At 40.4% G+C, this 16997-nt stretch carries 16 protein-coding genes; 14 read left to right on the forward strand and 2 right to left on the reverse strand.

All coding sequences use genetic code 11. The features are described from left to right. Window positions 1-9: 9 nt before the first annotated feature. From ACWTVK_RS05845 to cysK, 12 genes are all read left to right on the forward strand, one after another. Entirely contained in the window at window positions 10-246 is a 237-nt protein-coding gene (locus ACWTVK_RS05845; protein WP_303940869.1) for a DUF1653 domain-containing protein, read from the forward strand. An 8-nt stretch (window positions 247-254) separates the two neighbouring features. Beyond that, window positions 255-1031, forward strand: a complete 777-nt coding sequence (locus ACWTVK_RS05850; RefSeq protein ID WP_060924407.1) for an HAD family hydrolase — start codon at window positions 255-257, stop codon at window positions 1029-1031. Window positions 1032-1157: 126 nt separating this feature from the next. Beyond that, window positions 1158-2063: a DUF3829 domain-containing protein gene (locus tag ACWTVK_RS05855; RefSeq protein WP_456046258.1), complete on the forward strand. Its 906-nt coding sequence runs from the start codon at window positions 1158-1160 to the stop codon at window positions 2061-2063. Window positions 2064-2239: 176 nt separating this feature from the next. After that, complete coding sequence (locus tag ACWTVK_RS05860; RefSeq protein ID WP_105089769.1) at window positions 2240-2881, forward strand: peptidylprolyl isomerase; 642 nt, start codon at window positions 2240-2242, stop codon at window positions 2879-2881. After that, a complete protein-coding gene (locus ACWTVK_RS05865; protein ID WP_456046259.1) occupies window positions 2871-3152 on the forward strand; it encodes a GIY-YIG nuclease family protein in 282 nt (93 codons plus the stop codon). Before ACWTVK_RS05860 ends, ACWTVK_RS05865 begins: the two co-directional genes overlap by 11 nt. A 52-nt stretch (window positions 3153-3204) precedes the next feature. Beyond that, a complete protein-coding gene (locus ACWTVK_RS05870; protein WP_060924404.1) occupies window positions 3205-3663 on the forward strand; it encodes a DUF1934 domain-containing protein in 459 nt (152 codons plus the stop codon). Beyond that, window positions 3629-5362 (forward strand): arginine--tRNA ligase, encoded by a 1734-nt coding sequence (argS, locus tag ACWTVK_RS05875; RefSeq protein WP_119207061.1) that lies wholly within the window; start codon window positions 3629-3631, stop codon window positions 5360-5362. Before ACWTVK_RS05870 ends, argS begins: the two co-directional genes overlap by 35 nt. Before the next feature lie 15 nt (window positions 5363-5377). After that, entirely contained in the window at window positions 5378-6988 is a 1611-nt protein-coding gene (locus ACWTVK_RS05880) for a CTP synthase (RefSeq protein ID WP_156719232.1), read from the forward strand. A 9-nt stretch (window positions 6989-6997) separates the two neighbouring features. Beyond that, window positions 6998-7213, forward strand: coding sequence for a hypothetical protein (locus ACWTVK_RS05885; RefSeq protein ID WP_119208927.1), 216 nt, complete (start codon window positions 6998-7000; stop codon window positions 7211-7213). 186 nt (window positions 7214-7399) lie between these two features. Next, the gene (ahpC, locus tag ACWTVK_RS05890; protein WP_298707996.1) at window positions 7400-7963 is read left to right on the forward strand and encodes an alkyl hydroperoxide reductase subunit C; all 564 of its coding nucleotides are present in this window, start codon (window positions 7400-7402) and stop codon (window positions 7961-7963) included. 460 nt (window positions 7964-8423) lie between these two features. Further along, a complete protein-coding gene (locus ACWTVK_RS05895; RefSeq protein ID WP_004698292.1) occupies window positions 8424-8873 on the forward strand; it encodes an RrF2 family transcriptional regulator in 450 nt (149 codons plus the stop codon). 15 nt (window positions 8874-8888) lie between these two features. Beyond that, window positions 8889-9824: a cysteine synthase A gene (gene cysK, locus ACWTVK_RS05900; protein WP_024065734.1), complete on the forward strand. Its 936-nt coding sequence runs from the start codon at window positions 8889-8891 to the stop codon at window positions 9822-9824. Between the two features lie 149 nt (window positions 9825-9973). Here the strand turns inward: cysK and ACWTVK_RS05905 are convergent, their stop codons facing one another. Further along, window positions 9974-13396: a subtype B tannase gene (locus ACWTVK_RS05905; RefSeq protein WP_456046260.1), complete on the reverse strand. Its 3423-nt coding sequence runs from the start codon at window positions 13394-13396 to the stop codon at window positions 9974-9976. Between the two features lie 303 nt (window positions 13397-13699). Between ACWTVK_RS05905 and ACWTVK_RS05910 the strand changes: the two genes are divergently transcribed. Both ACWTVK_RS05910 and ACWTVK_RS05915 read left to right on the forward strand, forming a co-directional pair. Next, window positions 13700-14284, forward strand: coding sequence for a hypothetical protein (locus ACWTVK_RS05910; RefSeq protein WP_303940685.1), 585 nt, complete (start codon window positions 13700-13702; stop codon window positions 14282-14284). An 8-nt stretch (window positions 14285-14292) separates the two neighbouring features. After that, window positions 14293-14871, forward strand: coding sequence for a hypothetical protein (locus ACWTVK_RS05915; protein ID WP_298708010.1), 579 nt, complete (start codon window positions 14293-14295; stop codon window positions 14869-14871). Between the two features lie 111 nt (window positions 14872-14982). Here ACWTVK_RS05915 and ACWTVK_RS05920 read toward each other — a convergent pair whose 3' ends face one another. Next, window positions 14983-16968 (reverse strand): PTS fructose transporter subunit IIABC, encoded by a 1986-nt coding sequence (locus ACWTVK_RS05920; protein WP_456046261.1) that lies wholly within the window; start codon window positions 16966-16968, stop codon window positions 14983-14985. Between the last annotated feature and the right edge of the window lie 29 nt (window positions 16969-16997).

Below are 16997 nucleotides of genomic sequence, written 5' to 3' on the forward strand. Positions count from 1 at the left end.
AGGTTATAAATGCGAAAAATTGTAAAGGGTGGCTTATATCGTCATTTTAAAGGTATGTACTATTATGTGTTAGATGTTGCAACTCATTCGGAAACAAATGAACAGTTCGTGGTATATCAAAAATTATATGACCAACGTGACTTATATGTACGACCACTAGATATGTTTTTGAGTGATGTGGATCAAGAAAAATATCCTGATGTAGAGCAGAAAGAGCGATTTAAGTTAATGAGCGGACGTGATTAGGAGGGCCTGTGGAACAGAAATTTTTCTTTTTCGATATAGACAATACCTTAGCTGTGTGGCCGGAAGGTAAAATTCCTGACAGTGCACAATATAGTTTGGATGAACTGAAGCGCCGTGGCCATCGGGTAGCGCTTGCTACAGGTCGTATCCAAGTAGATGCTAAGCGTTTTGCTGAGCAAGCAGGTCTTACAGATTTTGTGGCAGACGGAGGCCATAGTGTTACTGTTAATAATGAACTAGTGTCCATGATTGGCATGGATCGTGATGCATGCATTAACTATTTGGAATATTTAGAGTCCCATAATATTCCTTGGGCTGTAACAGATCGGAATAAATTAGGCCGAATTACGCCGTATAAGGAAATATTAGATTGGCATCCGAATTGGGATGTTTTTAAAACGACAGTAGATCCTAATTTTGACTTTCATAATGTAGAAGAGTTTTATAAGATTTATGTGTTCTTTAAAGAAGGGGAAGAAGAGGAAAAAGAAATTGAGCATATGACGCATAAGCTCATTCGTTATGGCGATGGCTGTGTTTTATATGAACCAATGGAAAAAGCTTTGGGTATTCGCAATATGCTTGATTATTTTGGTATGAAACCTAATCAAGCCGTAGTATTTGGTGATGGATATAATGATTTGTCTATGTTTAGACCAGAATGGCTTAATATTGCCATGGGGAATGCACGTGCTGAATTGAAAGAAAAAGCCGATTATATCACTACCGACTGTGATAAGGATGGCATTTATAATGCGTGTAAGCATTTCAAGTGGATTGATTAGTTTGAGTTAATTCCTGTAAGTTATGTGAATTATAATGTTTGGTAACCGTAGCTACAGATTTGTAGTAGATTAATTAGTATAATGCGTTTAAATTCATACTTGTGTATTTATAGGAGAAGAGAAGTTATGAACAACAAACGCAAATTTTTTACCACTTTACTTTGTGTAGCAACCCTGACGACAGGTCTATTGATTTCTGGTTGTAGTGTTAATAAGGTAAGTAATCTTGGCTCTGCTGTATCCTCTGTAGTCGGTGATAATGATGAGAAGGCGGCTGCAAAGCTTAATACTCTCATCGATGCAACTAACCAGTTCAATAGCAATAATGCGGCATTTGCTCAATTCCAAGCAGACGGTTTGGCTCAATTAAAAGGTGGCTTCCAAGAAGGTGCTATTACTAACCAACCTCACTATGACAGATTACAAGACGCTTTGGAAAAATCTAAAAAAGAAGGTTCTACATTCAAAGAACTTGATGCAGAACGGGACAATCTATTGAATGTTCTTAATGAATTAGTGCCAGTGTATAAAGAGTTGACTTCTTATAATGACTCTAAAGCCTATATGAACGATGGCGGTGCTAAAGGTAAAGAGTTAGCTGCTAAATATGTAGCTTCTGTAGAAAAATTTGATGCAGCGTATGCTAAATTTAGCGATGTTCTTACAAAAACTAACAACGAACAAACTCAAAAACAAGTTGAAAAGTTGAAAAAAGAAGGTAAGAAAGGTTATGCGGCAGCAATGGAATCTACGCTTCGCTTAACTAACCTTGTAGAAAACCTTGAAAAAGCTCCTCAAAAAGCTGATAAAGCAGCTGTAGAAAAAGAGCTTTCTGAAATCGATGCATTGCTCAAGAGTGTGAATAGCGATCGTGGACAAGTTCTGGCTGATCGTTACAATTCCGTAGTCGGTTCCGTCCGTCAAGTACTTGCAGATTCAAACGAAAACAATCTTGACGAAATGATTCAATCCTTCAATGCTTATATTGATACTTATAACAGTACAAACCCAGAACAATTTGATGGTAAATAATAGATAATATATAACTGAAAGTATAAGGTTATATAAATTGGTAAATTTAATAATTATTTAAACCAAATTTTCTCTAAAACATGATATACTAAAAAAGAGCCGCTCACGGGTTGAGCGGCTTTTCTATGTGAATTTTACATACATGTTAGTATATACGATATATTTTTGGGGGAACTATGAACTGGAAACGCTTGGCTTTATGCGCAATGTTGGGGATTACAATGCTTGGGACAGCGGCATGTGGTACAAAAAGTGGGGAACAACCACAAGGTAACACTGTAAAGGCAGAATCTGTAACTATGCCTAACTTCTCAAATGCGCCAATTGCAGATGAGTATGCTATTTTTGATACAAATTATGGTCAATTCAAAGTTCGATTGTTAGGCTCTAAAGCACCTATTACAGTAAAAAACTTTGATTACCTAGTGAAGAAAGGTTTCTATAATGGTGTTACCTTCCACCGCGTTATCGAAGGCTTTATGATTCAAGGCGGGGATCCAGATGGTACAGGTGCTGGCGGTCCAGGCTATACAATTCCTGATGAGTTCTCCAATGATTTACACTTCAATAAAATGGGCGTTCTTGCCATGGCAAACCGAGGCCCTAATACAGGGGGCTCCCAATTCTTCATTACCTTAGGTCCTACAGATTGGTTAGATAACAAACACACTATCTTTGGCACTGTAGTACAAGGCATGGATGTAGTTGAAAAAATTGGCAAAGTAAAAACAGGCCGTAATGATAAACCAGTAGAGCCAGTAATCATCAATACTATTACGTTGGAACCGATTACTGATGATGCAAAAAATGGTAAATAAGAAGGTTAAGTCTGAAGAGCGGCACTATGTGTACTTGGTGCGTTGCGCAGATGATTCCTTGTATTGTGGGTGGACCACTGATATTGAACGCCGTATAGAGGCTCATAATGGGCTTATTCCAGGCGGTGCTAAGTATACGAGAGGGCGACGTCCTGTTGAATTGGTGTATTCTGAAAGCTTTCACAATAAACAAGATGCACAACGTAGAGAATATGCCATAAAACAGATGACAAAGACTAAGAAATTGCGACTCATTGAGGGTGCAAAATAGTCTTTGATTATGGTATAATATGATGATTAATTACTGCCATGGAGGTTGAAAAATGAAGCGGGTTCTAGTGTCCGTAAAAAGTGTACAACGAGATATGGACGGCAAGGATACCGTAGTGGAACTGATTTCCCCAGGTACATCACATGAAAAGGGTAATGCCCAGTATGTGCGTTATGAAGAATCTAGTGTGACTGGCTTAGATGGGGTAAAGACGACCATTAAAATCCATGATGACTCTATTGTATTGCTTCGAACAGGGGCTGTGAATATGCGTCATCAATATGTCCGTGGTGAAGAGCGCGAATCCGTGTATGAAACACCGTATGGTGATTTGCACATGGCCGTGAATACTCATGAATTAACAGTAGACTTTCACGAAGGCGTAGGTCATGTTCATTTAGGATATGACATTTCCGTAGAAGGTGAATGGCAATTTTATAATCAGTTAGATATAGACGTGCGGGAGGATACAGAGCATGGACATGAAGGAAATCCTGAAATCGGGGATTGAACAGGCATTACAAGATACGATTAACAGCGGTGGCTTACCAGCTGGGGAATATCCAGAAATCGTTCTCGAAGTGCCACCTCAAAAAGAATTCGGTGATTTTTCTACAAACATTGCAATGCAATCCGCTCGCGTAGCTCGTCAAAACCCGCGTGCTATTGCAGAGGCTTTGATTAGCCATATGAATTTTGATTGGCTCGAACGCGCTGAGGTTGCTGGTGCAGGTTTCATCAATTTCTTCTTGAAATCTGATATGGTGTACGATACGTTGAAAGCTATTTTAAATGCTGGCGATCAGTATGGTGTTCAACCATTGCGTGCACGCGATACGATTCAAGTAGAGTACGTAAGTGCGAACCCAACAGGTCCGTTACATGTCGGCCATGGTCGTGGTGCTGCGTATGGTAGTGCTCTTGTAAACTTGTTGCGTGCAGCAGGTTACAATGTACAATCTGAGTACTACATCAATGATGCAGGTAACCAAATCGATAATATGGCTATCTCCATTGAGTACCGTTTCCAAGAGTTGCAAGGTGCTACATTAGTGTTCCCACCTAAGCGCAACGAAGACGGTTCCATGCCTGAATTCGATATTCCAGAAGGGGCTCTCGTATTCCCTGAAAATGGCTACCGTGGTCCTGATATTATCGAGACTGCAAAAGCTATTGCAGAACGAGAAGGCTTCGATAAATTAAATGCTATGAACGAAGCTGATCGTGTAGCATTGTTTAAAGAAGAGGGCTTAAAAGAAAAATTAGCTCGCTTAGAGGAAACATTAAGCAATTTCCGTGTTACTTTCGATAATTGGTTCTCTGAACGTACTGTTCATGAAGCTGATGAAATTCATCACTCCGTAGAGGCGTTAAAGGCTCTTGGCAAAGTGTATGAAAAAGACGGTGCATTGTGGTTGAAATCTACTGACTATGGCGATGATAAAGACCGCGTAGTTATTCGTGATAATGGCGTTCCTACATATTTAGCGGCAGATATTGCATACCACCGCAATAAATATGATCGTGGCTTCAAAGAAATGATTGATATTTGGGGCGCTGACCATCATGGTTATGTATGCCGTGTAAAAGCTGCTATGGCTGCTTTTGGTTATGACCCAGATAAACTAACAGTACTGTTGTTACAAATGGTAGCATTGTTCCGCGATGGACAACTCGTTAAATTATCTAAACGTAGCGGCGATAGCGTTACATTAGATGAATTGATTGAAGAGGTTGGTGTAGATGCATCTCGTTACTTCTTCTTGATGCGTTCTCTAGATAGCCAACTTGATTTCGATATTAACTTGGCTAAATCTCGTAGCAATGATAACCCAGTATATTATATCCAATATGCTCATGCTCGTATTCACAGCATTTACAACCAAGTGCGTGAAGCCGGCATTGCATTTGGTGATTATAGTGAAACTGATTTCACAACGCTTACAAGCGAAATGGAATTAGAATTGATTAAAAAATTAGCTGAATATCCAGAAGAGGTCGTTCAATCTGCTGAACATCGTGCACCACATCGTATTGCTCGTTACTTATTCGATTTGGCAAGCATGTTCCATTCCTTCTATCGTCAAGGTCGTATCATTGGCGTAGATCCAGCGTTGCAACAAGCTCGTCTAGGATTAATCACAGCGATTGCCCTCGTACTTCGTCAAGGCTTGGGTATTTTAGGTATTTCTGCTCCGGAAAAAATGTAATAGGTGGGAGGCATCATGGCAACTAAGTATATTTTCGTAACTGGCGGCGTTGTTTCTTCTCTTGGTAAAGGGATTACAGCAGCATCCTTGGGTCGTTTGCTTAAAAACCGCGGTTTCAATGTAACGATTCAAAAATTTGACCCATACATTAATATCGACCCTGGTACGATGAGCCCTTACCAACATGGTGAAGTATTCGTAACAGATGACGGTGCTGAAACTGACCTTGATTTGGGTCACTATGAACGCTTTATCGATATTAACCTTAGTAAACGTTCCAACATTACAGCAGGTAAAGTGTACTGGTCTGTAATCAATAAAGAACGTAAAGGTGATTACTTGGGCAGCACTGTACAAGTTATTCCACACATTACAAATGAAATCAAACAAAACGTATACCGCGTAGGTAAAGAGGATAACGCTGATGTAGTTATCACTGAAATCGGTGGTACTGTAGGTGATATTGAAAGCTTGCCATTCATGGAAGCTATCCGCCAAGTGAAAAAAGACGTAGGTCGTAATGATGTACTTTACATTCACGTAACATTGGTGCCTTATATCAATGCAGCAGGCGAGTTGAAAACTAAACCTACACAACACAGCGTAAAAGAATTGCGCAGCATTGGTATTCAGCCAGATATCTTGGTATGCCGCAGCGAAAAACACATTTCTGATGAAATGAAAGAAAAACTTGCTTTATTCTGTGACGTAGAACCAGAAGCAGTTATTGAAAACCAAACTTGCAGCTCCATCTATGAAGTACCATTGATGATGCAAGATCAAGGTCTTGATGATATTGTTATCAAAAAATTAGGCCTTGAAGAACGCCCTTGCGATATGACTGAATGGAAAGAAATGGTTCATAAAATCTTGAACCCTAGTAAAGACATTACAGTTGCTATCGTTGGTAAATATGTAGCATTACATGATGCGTATTTATCCGTAGTTGAAGCATTAGATCATGCTGGTATTGCTACAGGTACTAAAGTAAATATTCGTTGGATTGACTCCGAAGAACTTGATGATACATCTGTAAATCCTAAAGAGGTATTTGATGGCGTTGAAGGTATCATCGTACCTGGTGGATTTGGGTCCCGTGGTGTAGAAGGTAAAATTCGTACAATTCAATATGCTCGTGAAAATAATATTCCATATCTCGGTCTATGCCTTGGCATGCAATCTGCAGTAATGGAATTTGCTCGCAACGTATGCGGTATGGAAGGTGCTACATCTAGCGAATTCGACGAAAATGCTAAATACAAAGTAATTGACTTGATGAGTGATCAAGTTGATGTAGATAAAAAAGGCGGTACAATGCGCCTAGGTATTTATCCTTGCAAAGTAGAAGCAGGTACAAAAACTCATGAAGCCTATGGTGAAGATTTGATTTATGAACGTCATCGTCACCGTTATGAGTTCAACAATGAATACCGTCAACAATTGACTGATGCTGGCCTTGTTATCTCTGGTACATCTCCAGATGGTCGCCTTGTGGAAAGTATTGAAGTGAAAAACCACCCATTCTTCATTGGTACACAAGCGCATCCAGAGCTTAAATCCCGTCCGAATAATGCACATCCATTATTCCGCGGCTTCGTAGATGCGATTTTAGAACTTAAAAAATAGAGTAGAGCCATGGGATCTCTTTTATCTATTATAGGTATATTTATATTAGCTGCACTCAAACTAGAGCAGTTTGTATATGGTAAATCGGGAAAAGAACAATCTACAACTGGTCATATAGCACGGAGAGGGCTTGCTAATATAGCGGGTTTAATCGCATTTGATCATTCTACTGTGAGTAGTAAATCTGTTGTAGTACGTAAAAAGAAGAAAGATGCTCAGAAATGAGCATCTTTCTTTTTTTTATCGTATCGAAATAAATTGGAAAAATATATCGATAAATTTAAAAATAACACTTGCAATCTTGAATGATATTTGTTATTATATAGACAAAGATAGATATAGATGCGGTGTTAAGTGCACCAATACAAATATAATCATTACAACTTGAAACTCAAACAAGGAGGACATGACATGTCTATTATTGGTAAACAACTTCCTGAATTTACTCTAGATGCTTTCAAAAAACCTGAATTGGTAAAAGTAAGCACTGCAGACGTGTTGGGTAAATGGTCTGTATTCGTATTCTATCCAGCAGATTTCACATTCGTATGCCCTACTGAATTGGAAGACGTACAAAACTCCTATGCAGAGTTGAAAGAATTGGGTTGCGAAGTTTACTCCGTATCTGTTGACTCCGAATTCGTTCACAAAGCATGGTCTGATGCTTCTCCAACTATCAACAAAATTGAGTACTACATGTTAGCAGATAAAAAACATGAATTAGCTGACTTCTTCGACGTATTCCAAGAAGAATCCGCTATGGCTTACCGTGGTACTTTCGTAGTAGACCCAGAAGGCTTCGTACGTACAGCTGAAATCCATGACATGGGTATCGGCCGTTCTGCTGAAGAATTGGTTCGTAAAGTACAAGCGGCTCAATTCGTAGCAAAACATGGTGATCAAGTGTGTCCTGCACGTTGGAAACCAGGTAAAGACACATTGAAACCAGGTCTTGATCTAGTAGGTAAAATCTAATTTAGAAATAACCTGAACACTAGAATAATCTAGACAACTCCTCAAATGACAAAACGGGCGCGCATCGTTTTCCTGACGATACGGTAAGTCCCAATACCAGATGAACCCTCTCCAATTCATCATGGTAAACCTCATATAACAAACTACAAACTATACGCAAAAGGACTGGCCTTCGGGCTGGTCCTTTTGTGTTATGTAAAATAGTTAATGTATCAATAGGTGTGATTGCAAGTCTAATAATAGAATAAAATAAATCAATAATATAGGCTTAGGCCAATAAATATAAGGGCTTTAAATACCCCCTTGTAAAAGTAGGAAATAAGTTCTTGCATTTTTAGATTTAGTGGTCTATAATGAAATTAATTCCTAGTGATACACAAGGTTTTATAAATGAAGTAGGATAAGTGCTTTATAACATGGGGTGTGTTAGCACTAACTTTTACAAAGAGAGGCAAGATATATGAGGATTTCCACAAAAGGTCGCTATGCATTGATGGTTCTCATCGATTTAGCAGAGCAAGGTCAGGATAAACCGGTTTCCTTGCGATCCGTTGCAGAACGACAAGGTATATCTGAGAAATACCTTGAGGGTATTGTGGCTCGTTTGGGTGCTGCTAACCTAGTGGATAGTATTCGTGGTAAATACGGAGGCTATCGCTTATCTAAAAGCCCTAAAGAGTACACTATTATTGAAATTTTGCTTGCCACGGAAGAATCCATGGCTATCATCTCCACTCTTGATGAAGGGGTGAGTACTGATACAGTAATCAATGAAAGAACTGTTGGTTTCTGGGCAGGATTACAAAACTATATTCATGATTATCTAGAAAACGTAACTCTTCAAGATGTAATTGATGGAACTTACGCTAAACTTGATACAAAATATGACAATTGGGATGGTTCTATTTAATAAGGAGTGACTATTATGTCTAATATTGCAAAATCTTTCGTTGAATTAATTGGTAAAACACCTTTGTTGGCAGCTACACGTTTTGGTAAAAAATATGGCGCAGATGCAAATATTTTTGCTAAATTGGAATACTTTAATCCAGGTGGCTCTGTTAAAGATCGTATTGCTGCAGCAATTATCCAAGCAGCTGTTGAATCTGGTGAATTACAACCAGGTGGTACAATCGTAGAAGCTACATCTGGTAACACTGGTATCGGTTTATCCGCTGTTGGTGCTGCTCTTGGCTATAAAGTTGTAATCGTAATGCCAGAAACAATGTCCATCGAACGCCGTAAATTGATGCTTGGCTATGGTGCTCAACTCGTGTTGACTGATGGCTCTCTTGGCATGAAAGGTGCTATTGCAAAAGCTAAAGAAATCGTAACAGCTACAGCTGGTGCCATCGAGGCGGGTCAATTCGTAAATCAAGCAAACCCAGCAATTCACTATAAAACAACTGGTCCTGAAATCTGGCAAGATACAGATGGTACAGTAGATATCTACGTAGCTGGTGTTGGTACAGGCGGTACTTTGACTGGTGCAGGTCGTTATTTAAAAGAACAAAACCCTGACGTAAAAATTGTGGCTGTGGAACCAACTGATTCCCCAGTATTGTCCAATGGCAAACCTGGTCCTCACAAAATCCAAGGCTTAGGCGCTGGCTTCATTCCGGATACTTTGGATACTAATATTTACGATGAAGTAATCCAAGTAACTAATGATGATGCATTCGCTACATCTCAAGCATTTGGACATACAGAAGGTATCTTAGTTGGTATTTCCTCTGGTGCTGCTCTTTGGGCTGCTCAAGAATTGGCTAAACGTCCTGAAAATAAAGGCAAAAATATTGTAGTAATTCTTCCTGATACAGGTGAACGCTACTTGTCTACAGCATTATTCCCAGAAGTGTAATAGAATATGATTGGTGAAAGCAGTGAATATGTTTTCCTAATATAGTAAGGCCCCTCGGTAGAGGGGCTTTTTCTAATGTTACAATTTTATATAAGAAAAAGGAGCTACTAGATAGCTCCTTTTTTGTTATGGTATGTATTTAGTTGTTATTATCTACCGTTTTTAACGATATTGTCCATCCAGTTGAATAATTCGTCTAAATCGTAGTCGCCAGAATGGTCTACATCAAATGGTGTTGCCATATCTACGTTGTACCCAAGGTTTTGAGCACGTGTACCTACGATCAATGGGATGGCTACGGATGTATTGCTATCGGCTGTACCATAGCGGATACGATAGTAGCGTGCATTTGTCGCTGCTGGAGAACCGAGATAGTTCATTGGATTCATCATAGTAACGATTTTAGCATTTTCTACGTATACATCTTGGTTAGGTGTTGTATCGTGTAATGCAGCAGTAATTGTAAAGTGATTATTATCTGTAGCACTTGTACCGAATAGGTTATTCTCGCCAGAGTCATTAGAACGGGAGTCGAATGCACCTGGTGCTTTAGAACGACTTACAAATTGATTATAAGCCTCCCAGTTAATATCTTTAATAGCGCCTGTTTTATTATCTCGTACAAGGTATGTATGTTTAGATAAATCAGTACCTTTAGCTTGTGCTTTATTTGCTGCATCGATGATGAATGCTTTTACATAATTTTTGAAAGTACCATTGCCATTCTTATCTAGTTTCAATACACGTCCCATAGAGTCATGCAATTGTAAATTGTTTACGTATTCAGGGAAGTGTTCACTTAGTAAGTTGGAGTATGCTACATCATCAGCATTCAAGTTTACACGTTGTATTGTACGTTGCGGTGGAGCAGCGTTACCACCTACATTAGCTTGTGGCAATTCGCCTTGGCCCATCGTTACTTTGTTGAAGGAGGTAATACCTTTATAGCTCCATTCATAAGCCATATCAGCCGCATCAAGGTTAGTGATAGGGCAGTATGCAGAAACTGCGTATACATTAGTTGCCGCTGTAGCTGCGCCTAATGCTTGTAAATATGGTTGGAAGTCAGAGCTGTTACCTGTAGCTCCTTGTAATAAGGATACAGCACCACCAGCACTTGTACCATTAGTGATGATACGGTTTGCATTACCTGGCATTGTGGAATCGTTAGCATGTAAGTATGCTGTGGCAGCTTGTAAGTCAACAATAACTGCAGGAGCTTTGCCGATAAAGTTGCCATCGGATGCTTTATTTGTACGACCACGTGTAGCTGGGGAAGCTACTACATAGCCACGGGATAATGCGTAAAGAACACTATTAGGTTTGCCATTTTCCACTTTCGGAGTCATAGCTTGGCTTGGCATATAACCACCTACCGCATTTGGCATAAAGATAGGGGCTGTTTGCGTATTGTAACCATTTACAGTGCCATTGTTGAAGTATTCTTCTGGTACATAAATGTTCATGTACTGTTGATCGATATCGATCGGATTAGCCACGTAAGGGATATATTCGAAGGCGCGATATTTGATTTCCTTATTATCTACTGTAGTAGACATGGATTCGTAATTTTTCACGTCGAAAGCAAGGCTAATCTTCGCAGATGTATCGGCTTGCAATGGTGGTTCTATTGGTTGAGAAAGAATGTTTTTCTCTTCCGTTACACCAGCACCTTTTGTAGAAGCTTCATTACGAGCATCTACATAAGATTGAGGCAATTTATTTTCTTGAGCTTTAGCTTGTGCCTCAGCTTCGGCTTTAGCTTTTGCTTCAGCTTGTGCTTTAGCTTCTGCTTCAGCTTGGGCTTTAGCTTCAGCTTCAGCTTTAGCTTTTGCTTCTGCCTCAGCCTGAGCTTTAGCGGCAGCTTCGGCTTTAGCTTTTGCTTCTGCCTCAGCTTGAGCTTTAGCAGCAGATTCAGCTTCTTCTTTTGCTAATTGCTCAGCAGCTAAACGTTCCTGCTCTTCTTTGATTGCAGCTTGTCTAGCCATTTCTGCTTGTTGTGCTGCAATGCGATCTTGTTCAGCTTTTATAGCCGCTTGACGTTCTGCCTCAGCTTTAGCAGCAGCTTCTGCACGTTGGCGAGCAGCTTGTTCAGCAGCGATACGTTGTTGTTCAGCTTTTAAGGCCGCTTGGCGTTGAGCTTCAGCTTGCTCTGCTGCAATACGCTCTTGTTCAGCTTTAATAGCCGCTTGACGTTCTGCCTCAGCTTTAGTAGCAGCTTCTGCACGTTGGCGAGCAGCTTGTTCAGCAGCGATACGTTGTTGTTCAGCTTTTAAGGCAGCTTGGCGTTGTGCTTCAGCTTGCTCGGCAGCGATACGTTGTTGTTCGGCTTGCAAAGCCGCTTGACGTTGAGCTTCAGCTTGCTCTGCAGCGATACGCTCTTGTTCAGCTTTTAAGGCAGCTTGGCGTTGAGCTTCAGCTTGCTCTGCAGCAATACGTTGTTGTTCAGCTTTTAAGGCCGCTTGACGTTGAGCTTCAGCTTGCTCGGCAGCGATACGTTGTTGTTCAGCTTTTAAAGCAGCTTGACGTTGAGCTTCAGCTTGCTCTGTAGCAATACGTTGTTGTTCCGCTTGTATAGCTGCTTGGCGTTGAGCTTCGGCCTGTTGTTGTGCAATGCGGCGTTGTTCTTCTTGGATACGAAGACGTTCTTGCTCTGCCGCTTGACGTTGAGCTTCAGCGATACGAGCTTGTTCAGCTTGCTGTGCAGCGATACGCTCTTGCTCGGCTCTTAGAGCCGCTTGACGTTGAGCTTCAGCTTGCTCGGTAGCTAAACGTTGTTGTTCTGCTTGCATAGCAGCTTGACGTTGAGCCTCAGCTTGTTGCTGGGCAACCCGTTGCTGTTCCGCTTGCATAGCTATTTGACGTTGTTGTTCCGCTAGAATTGCTGCTTGACGCTGAGCTTCAGCTTGTTTTTGGGCAACCATTTGCTGATCAACTTGGTTTGTACCTGCTTGTTGTGCGGCTTCTTCTGCTGCTAATTGAGCTAATCTTTCACGTTCTGCACGTTGAATATCTCGAATAGTTAATTTTTGTTTTGCTACAACGGCTTTAGTTTGAGTTGTATTAGCAATAACTAAAGGTGTTGTAGATTCTTGTTGAACCATTACAGGAGTACGTTGTACCTGTGTCGTTTGTACTTGCTGTTTGCCATCAACTTGTTTTTGTACTGTAACAGGTTCAGTTTTACGTTGTACGTTCATCAAGCTATGCATGGCCAATGTTGGTTCCAAGACAGCATTAGTTTGTTTGTTAACAACATATTGTGGTTGTGAAACGGTCCGTTGTTGATCTGATAAAGCTTTTGCAATATCGTTTACAGGTACTGGACGTACACGCGGTATTAATGGTGTTACCTTTGGAACTGATTGTGTAGTTACAGGGGTAGGCTGAGTTGCCATAGGTCGTACGACTGGAGTAGCAATATTATTATTGCCTTGAGCCGTTGATTCAGTGGTAGTGTTCGAACCTACCAAATCATTCATGTTGAGGGTAGGGGCTGCGTGGGCAACACCACCCAACGCTGCAGCTGCAAAAAATGCAGCGGTAACCTTACGTTTCCTAGATGATTTCATGAATTACTCTCCGAACTAGATTTGAAAAAACAATTTATAATTTTAAAATTTATTTATATTTATATAGTTTAACATAAATCGATATATTTGTACAATTTATAGAAGTATAGATAAATACTGGATGAGTGCGAAGAAGATAAACTTAGAAAAATATAAATAAATTTAAAGTACTTAGAATAGCGATCATTACTTTTATATTATCTATAATGATTTAAAATGGCCTTTTTCGTATGTATACATCTTTCCATAAAATATGATATGCTTTTGGTAATTTAGCTGAGTTTTGATGATAAAGGAGAGAATATGTTTAGAAAATTCTTATTAGCCTGTATGGTGCTGGGTGCTTTTACCATACAGATACAAGCTATATCGATTAATGAGTTAAATAGTTCACCACAGTTTAAAAATGTATATCAAAAAACCGATCCCTATCAAGGTACTTATCCAAAGGATAGGCTAATAAACTATTTAAACACTTACTCTGTTGAAGCACTAGAATACGCAGCGCCACATTATAAATTAAAAGGTACTTTTTATACCGTTTATACATATACTCGTAGTACGTTTATTACTGAATATGAAGTAACGGCCACATATAATACTAATTATTCACTAGGTTCTTTAATTCACGCCAGTCAAATAGTACAGCCATCCCCATCTATGTATGCGGTTATAAAGGCAGCACAAGATGATTCTGGCATACAAATTGACTTACGAGAGGTGAAGCGATTTAATGGGGATGGTATTGAGGTTAGTAGTACAGTTCCTTTAGTGCACCAATTACGACCTTTAGATCGTAGTCGTTCCGATCAAGGTCTCTTTGCTATAGCAGATGCCATGTTTGTCGTTGCATATCAGCAGCATTTTGATGATATTGTGGTGAAATGAGGTGTCTTATGAAACGTATCTTAATTTTAATGGCTATTTTATGCGTATGCTATGTTTCCGTTAATTCTGTGAAAGCAGTTTCTAATGCTGAATTACAAGATACTAGCCGTTTCGAACACATTATATCTAAAGGTGATACTGGTGGTGGAGATGGTAAATATATTGAGTTGAGCACACTTCGAGATATATCTACCGATGCACGTACAAAAAGTATAGAGACTAAGATATACGTTGTATTACCGTCTTCAGATTTGATTCGGGAATACACAATTCGGTATGACTATAACCTAAATTATTCTTTTGCCAATTTAGTAGCAAAAATGCCAGAGTTTAAACAACGATTTCCTGATTTTAGTTTAAATGATATATGGAATCTTAAAATGGATGAATCTGGTATTGTAGGTACTGTTAAGGCTCAACAGGATTATACTCTTAATGGTGAAAGTAAACCTACACAACCAGGTTATAAAGGGTATGAGCATGTTACATTTTTAACGCCTACAGACTTTGATTTTGAAAGCTATCACGTTGCAAACCGAGTTTTTAAGAAAGTATTTGGCATATTTTATGATGATGTAAGTCGATAGTTTACATAAGAAAAGGACTAGAACATTTTGTTCTAGTCCTTTTGCTATATGTACTTATTTAGCCTATGTACGTTTTTACTATATGTGCTAGTATAATACTAGCTTTCACAATTATTTTTTAAGGCTTGGTTTTAATAGTGCCAAGATGATACAAGCCACAACGGAACCGATTGCGATGGATGCAAGGTAAAGAAGTGGGTTGCCGATTGTAGGTACTACGAAGATACCGCCGTGTGGAGCGCGTAGTGTACATTCGAAGAACATGGACAACGCACCAGCTGTACCAGCACCGATAATGCAAGCTGGCAATACGCGAACTGGATCAGCCGCTGCAAATGGGATAGCACCTTCTGTGATGAAGGAAAGACCCATGATGTAGTTAGTGATACCAGATTTACGTTCTGCTTCTGTGAAGCGGCTAGGGAAGAATGTAGTACAAAGCGCAATTGCCAATGGAGGAACCATACCACCTGCCATGACAGCAGCCATAATACCATATTCACCAGTAGCAAGTGCACCAGTACCAATAACGTAAGCTGCTTTGTTTACAGGACCGCCCATATCAACGGACATCATAGCACCAAAGATGAGACCTAACAATAAGCGGCTAGTAGTGCCCATGGATTGTAAGGAGTCCATTAACCAGTGGTTAAGCGCGGATACAGGAGGATTGATTACGAAGGTTATAGCTAAACCTATGAACAATACGCCCAGTACAGGGTAGAAGAGGACTGGTTTTGTACCTTCTAAGGCTTGAGGCAAACCAGATACTAATTTCTTAACTAATAATACTAAATAACCTGCTGCAAAGCCGGCAATCAATGCGCCAAGGAAGCCAGAGCCGCCTTGGTTGGCCAATAAGCCACCAACGAAACCAGCTACAAGACCTGGGCGGTCCGCAATACTCATAGCGATGTAACCAGCCAATACTGGTAACATGAAGCCAAAGGAAGCACCACCAATTTGCATTAAGAATGCAGAAAGAGGATTGCCGGAACCGAAGTTCTTAGGATTCGCAGGATCTAATGTGTCGAACAAGAAGGCGAGAGCAATCAAGATACCGCCACCAATAACGAATGGCAACATGTGGGATACGCCGTTCATCAAGTGTTTGTAGATTTGACGACCTACGCTGTCAGAGGCACTCGCAGCAGTTTCAGCAGCTTCACGGTCTGCTGCGGATGCTTGGTATACAGCTGCTGTGCCAGCCATTGCTTCTGTTAAAAGTTCTTCGGCTTTATTGATACCGTTCGCAACTTTAGTTTGAATCATAGGTTTGCCGTTGAAACGAGCCATTTCTACTTGGCGGTCAGAAGCGACGATAATGCATTTAGCATGAGCGATTTCTTCAGCTGTAAGAGCATCTTTAACGCCAGAAGCACCATTTTTCTCAACTTTTAAGGAAATGCCCATTTCTTTGGCTTTGCGTTCTAAAGATTCTGCAGCCATGTAGGTATGAGCAATACCAGTAGGGCAACCAGTTACCGCCAATACATCGTAATGTGGGTTGTCTATAGTGACTTTTTCAACTGCTGCAGCCGTTCCAGCCGCTACAGCTGCTGTGCTAGCGTCACCTACTTCAGCTTTCTCTGCTTGTGGTTCTGCCGTTTTGATGAAACCTTCCACAGATGGATCAAAGTTACCTTGCTCTTTAGCTGTTACGAGTTCCAAGAAGCGTTCTACCGTTGGAGCAGCGATGAGGGCTTCTTTGAAGTCAGGGTCGATAACCATCATAGCTAATTGGCTCAATACCTCTACATGAGTATCTGCAGCGCCTTCAGGGGCAGCGATCATGAAGAATAAACGAGATGGTTGGCCGTCGAGTGCTTCGAAGTCTACGCCGTGAGGCACAACCATAGCTGCTAGGCCTGCTTCTTTTACGCCTGCGGATTTAGCATGCGGTGTAGCGATGCCGTCGCCAAGGCCGGTAGAGCCAGATTCTTCACGAGCGAACACGGCTGCTAAGTACTCACCTTTGTCGATGAGGTTGCCGCCTTTTTCCATTAACTCCCCTAAGGTATAAATAGCGTCAGCCTTTGTAACAGGGTCTGCATTTAGTAGGACGGATTGAGGTTTTAATAAATCAGTGATTTGCATATATGTACTCCTTGATGCAAATAAAATGT

This window comes from Veillonella sp. Ser01 (assembly GCF_053850375.1).